This window comes from Streptomyces sp. NPDC058231, from assembly GCF_042882275.1.
In the GTDB taxonomy this organism is placed as follows: domain Bacteria; phylum Actinomycetota; class Actinomycetes; order Streptomycetales; family Streptomycetaceae; genus Streptomyces.
This window is the reverse complement of the sequence record NZ_JBHVWN010000145.1, coordinates 1-4,249: the sequence shown is the minus strand read 5'-3', so window position 1 is coordinate 4,249 and position 4,249 is coordinate 1. Positions and strand designations below refer to the sequence as shown.

The following is a 4,249-nucleotide window of genomic DNA, read 5'->3' as shown; positions in this document are numbered from 1 at the left end:
GAGCCCGGTGCGGCCGGGCCGGAAGTCCCGGACGATGAGGTCGGGACGCAAGGCAGCCTTGGGATCGGGGACCGTGGTCACGTGCCGTCGGCGGCGGTGCCGGCCCTGCAGCCCGGCGGCCCGCATCAGTCGTGCGACACGACGCCGACCGCACCCGGCGCCCTCGCGTGTGAGTACGGCATGCACGCGCGGGGCCCCGTAGGTCCCGCGCGATCGCGCATGGACTGCGGTGCAACGTGATGAGCGCGGGCATCGGCGGCGGCGCCGACCGCTCCGACTACATCGCCTACATCGTCCCGGGCCTGCTGCTGATGACCATCGGCAGCACCGTGATCGGGGCCGCGGTGTACGTCTCCATGGATATGACCGAGGGCCTCATCGCCCGCTTCCGCACGATGGCGGTCTACCGCCCTTCGGTACTCATCGGGCACGTCGTCGGTAGCGTGCTGCAATCCGTCATGAGCGTGGTCCTCGTCGGCGCCGTCGGCGTGGCCATCGGCTTCCGCTCCACGGACGCAACCGTCCTGGAGTGGCTGGCAGCATTCGGGCTCATCGCGCTCTTCGCCCTGGCGCTGACCTGGATCGCGGTCGGCATGGGACTGGCCAGCCCGAACCCCGAGGCGGCCAGCAACATGGCCATGCCGCTGATCCTCCTCCCCCTCGTCTCCAGCGCCTTCATCCCGGCCGACACCATGCCCGGCTGGTTCCAGCCGATCGCCGAGTACCAGCCCTTCACCCCCGCCATCGAAACCCTCCGTGGTCTCCTCCTCGGCACCGAGATCGGCAACAACGGCTGGATCGCGATCCTCTGGTGCGTCGGCCTGATCGCGCTCGGCTACCGCTGGTCGACGGCGCAGTTCAACCGCGACCCGAAGTAGCCGAGACGACCGCGCCGGCCACTTCCCGCAACTCATCCCGCCCCGTCCGCGTGCAGAGCTGTCCCGTATGCCCGGCCGGAGGCGGGACTGAACGCCACAGCCCATGGCGGTCTGGCTCTGGCCCGATCCCGCCACACCGCACTGATCCACATCGATTCGCAGTCGACCAGCTGCGGCGAGCACCGGCTCTGGCAGCGACCGGATCGAGGACACGGCAGGGCCGGGTCTGGGGTGCCCCAGCGAGCCCGACCGGCGCACGTACGTCCCCTATCCGGTGGAGACGTCGGGCAGCGACAGGTGAGCAGGCCGGAAGGCGTTGCTTCCGGTCCGCTCACCAGCGCGTATGTCAGGAGGGAGTGAAGCCGGGCGGCCGCTTGTCGACGAAGGCGGTCATGCCCTCCTTCTGGTCCGCGGTCGCGAACTCGGCGTGGAAGAGACGGTGTTCGAAGCGGACGCCCTCCGCGAGGGTCGTCTCGAAGGCCCGGGACACCGCTTCCTTCGCCATCATTGCGACGGGCAGGGACATCCCGCGACGGTGTCGGCGAGGGCCTCGCCGAGCAGTTCGTCGGCAGGCACCACTCGGGAGACGAGCCCGGCCCGCTCCGCCTCCGTGGCGTCCATGGTGCGGCCGGTCAGGCACATCTCCATGGCCTTGCCCACCGCGCGAGTCAGCCGCTGGGAGCCGCCGATACCGGGGATGACGCCCAGCTTGATCTCGGGCTGTCCGAACACGGCGGTCTCGGAGGCCAGCAGGATGTCGCACAGCATCGCCGACTCACAGCCGCCGCCGAGCGCATACCCGGAGATGGCCGCGACCGTCGGCGTGCGAGCGGTTCACCGCGCAGGGCGTCGAGGTGCAGTGCGTCTGACGCCGCCCGGGCGACCCCGCTGGGCTGCGTCAATGCGCGGGTGAGACTGCGCGTTTCTGCTTGTTACTGCAGTTCTCTTGTCAACTCTGCGCATTACTGCCTGGATATACCTCGCAACGGTTCTGGATCAGCCGCCCCCGCGGCCCGACCAATCAATGAGGTTTCCCCGTGATATCACCCCTCGCCCGGCGACTGCGCACAGCTGCCGTCGGCTGCGGCTCGCTCGCCCTCACGCTCGCCGGACTGGTGGCCGCGGCCCCCGCCGGGTCCGCGGCCGCACCCGCGGACACCGCCACGCAGTACCCGAACTACGCGCCCACCCCTCCCATGGGGTGGAACGACTGGTCGTACTACCAGTGCAACATCGACGAGAACACCATCCTCGGCAACGCCCGAGCCCTGGTGAGCAGCGGCCTCGCCGCCAAGGGCTACGACACGGTCACCACTGACGACTGCTGGATGACGCGCTCCCGCGACAGCTCGGGCAACCTCGTCTCCGACCCGGTGAAGTTCCCGCACGGCATGGACTACGTCGGCGCCCAACTCCACGCCATGGGGCTGAAGTTCGGTATCTACGAGGACGCGGGCACCACCACCTGCGGCGGTTACCCCGGCTCTCTGGACCACTGGCAGCAGGACGCCGACCTGTTCGCGAAGTGGGGCGTCGACTACGTCAAGCTCGACGGCTGCAACGTGCCGACCAAGCCCGGCAAGACCGACGAGCAGAGCTACCACGAAACGTACTCCGCGTGGAGCCAGGCGATGCTCAACACCGGGCGCCCGATGGTCTTCTCCGTCTCCGCACCCGCGTACTTCCAGGACGGACCCGACTGGGACAAGGTCATCGGCTGGTCCGCCCAGGTCGGCAACCTGTGGCGAGAGGGCGCCGACGTCGCCCTCGGTCAGGAGAGCCCGGCCGCCAAGTGGAGCTCGCTGAAGTACAACTACGCCTACAACGTGGCCCTGGCCGACCTTCAGAGCCCGGGCCGCTGGAACGACCCGGACTTCCTGCTCGCCGGCGACTCGGGGCTGACCCGCGACGAGATCCAGAGCCAGATGTCGCTGTGGGCGGTGATGGCCGCGCCGCTGATCTCCAGCACCGACCTCACCCACCTGTCCGCTGACGCCCTCGCCGTCCTCGGCAACCGCGACGTCATCGCGGTCGACCAGGACACCGAGGGCCTGCAGGGCCGCATCGTGCAGCAGGGCGACGGCTACGACGTCCTGTCCAAGCCGCTGGCCAACGGCGACCGCGCCGTCGCGCTGTTCAACAAGTCCGACTCCGCGCAGACCATCAGCACCTCGGCCGCCACGGCGGGCTTCGGCCACGGCTCGTCCTTCGTCCTGAAGGACCTGGTGACCAAGCACGTCACGCGGACCACCGGCACCATCGCGGCCGACGTCCCGCCGCACGCGACCGTGCTCTACCGGGTCAGCGCCGGCGGCGACGTGTTCGTGCCGCCCGCGACCACGGTCACCTGGAAGGACGTCAGCACCGCCGACCACCCCGGTACCTACACCGTGGGCGTGACCGACCTCGGCCCGACCGGCCTGTCCGACACCAGCGTGTCGCTGACCGCCCCGGCCGGCTGGACTGTCACCCCCGCATCCGTCCGCCTCAACCGGGTCGCCCCCGGAAAGACCGCCACGGCGAAGGTCACCCTCACCGCACCCGAGGCCGCGCCCGGCACCACGGTCAGCACCATCACCGCGACCGCGCACTACGTGGCGGGCCCGGCCGGCCGGGAATCCGTCAGCGGGCCGCTGACGATCACCACGGTCGTGCCGTACCCGACGCTCGCCGACGCCTTCAACAACGTCGGCGCCACGCTGGAGAGCGACACCGCGCCGGGCAACCTCGACGGCGACAGCAACAGCTACTCCGCCGACGCGCTCGCCGCGGCCGGCGCCACCCCCGGCGCCACGATCACCGCCAACGGCCTGACCTTCACCTGGCCGACCGCCGAGCCCGGCACCCCCGACAACGTGGAGACCGGCGGCCAGGTCGTCGAACTCACCGGCCAGGGAAGTGCGCTGGCGTTCCTCGGCACCGAGACCGGATTCACCTCCGGCCAGGTCGTGGTGACCTACACCGACGGCACGACCAGCACCGGCACGCTCGGCTTCCCGAACTGGTGCTGCTCCACGACCACCGACTACGGCGCGCAGACGGTCCTCACCATGGACCACCGCAACACCCCCGCGGGCCCGGCCAACTTCGGGGTGAGCTACCGGGTGTTCTCCAACACCGTCCCGCTCACCGCCGGCAAGACCGTGCGCACCGTCACCCTGCCCGACCAGCCCGCGATCCACGTCTTCGCCCTCGCGGTCAAGCCGTAACGGGCGTGCCCGGCCCCACCCGGCGTGATCCGCCGGTGGGGCCACTGCGGGGACCGGGTCCTCCGCGCTTCCGGTGCCTGCGGTGGTCGTGGGGGCGCGTGGTGGGGTGGGGTAAGGGGAGGTGGTGTAGGGGGGGGGTGGGGGGTGGGGTTAGGGGGGGTA

The 4,249-nt window shown here is 70.5% G+C and carries 1 protein-coding gene and 3 pseudogenes; 2 read left to right on the top strand and 2 right to left on the bottom strand.

What is annotated here, in order from left to right; translation table 11 throughout:
• Positions 1–216 (bottom strand): annotated as a pseudogene (locus ACFVXE_RS38715) (IS3 family transposase); the annotation flags it as partial.
• 17 nt (positions 217–233) lie between these two features.
• Between ACFVXE_RS38715 and ACFVXE_RS38710 the strand changes: the two are divergent.
• Positions 234–878, top strand: a pseudogene (locus ACFVXE_RS38710) (ABC transporter permease); the annotation flags it as partial.
• A gap of 346 nt (positions 879–1,224) precedes the next feature.
• Here ACFVXE_RS38710 and ACFVXE_RS38705 read toward each other — a convergent pair.
• Positions 1,225–1,706 (bottom strand): annotated as a pseudogene (locus ACFVXE_RS38705) (enoyl-CoA hydratase-related protein); the annotation flags it as partial.
• Positions 1,707–1,915: 209 nt separating this feature from the next.
• On the opposite strand from ACFVXE_RS38705, the gene ACFVXE_RS38700 reads away from it, so the two are divergent.
• Positions 1,916–4,087 (top strand): NEW3 domain-containing protein, encoded by a 2,172-nt coding sequence (locus ACFVXE_RS38700; RefSeq protein ID WP_389678452.1) that lies wholly within the window; start codon positions 1,916–1,918, stop codon positions 4,085–4,087.
• The last annotated feature ends 162 nt before the right edge of the window (positions 4,088–4,249 follow it).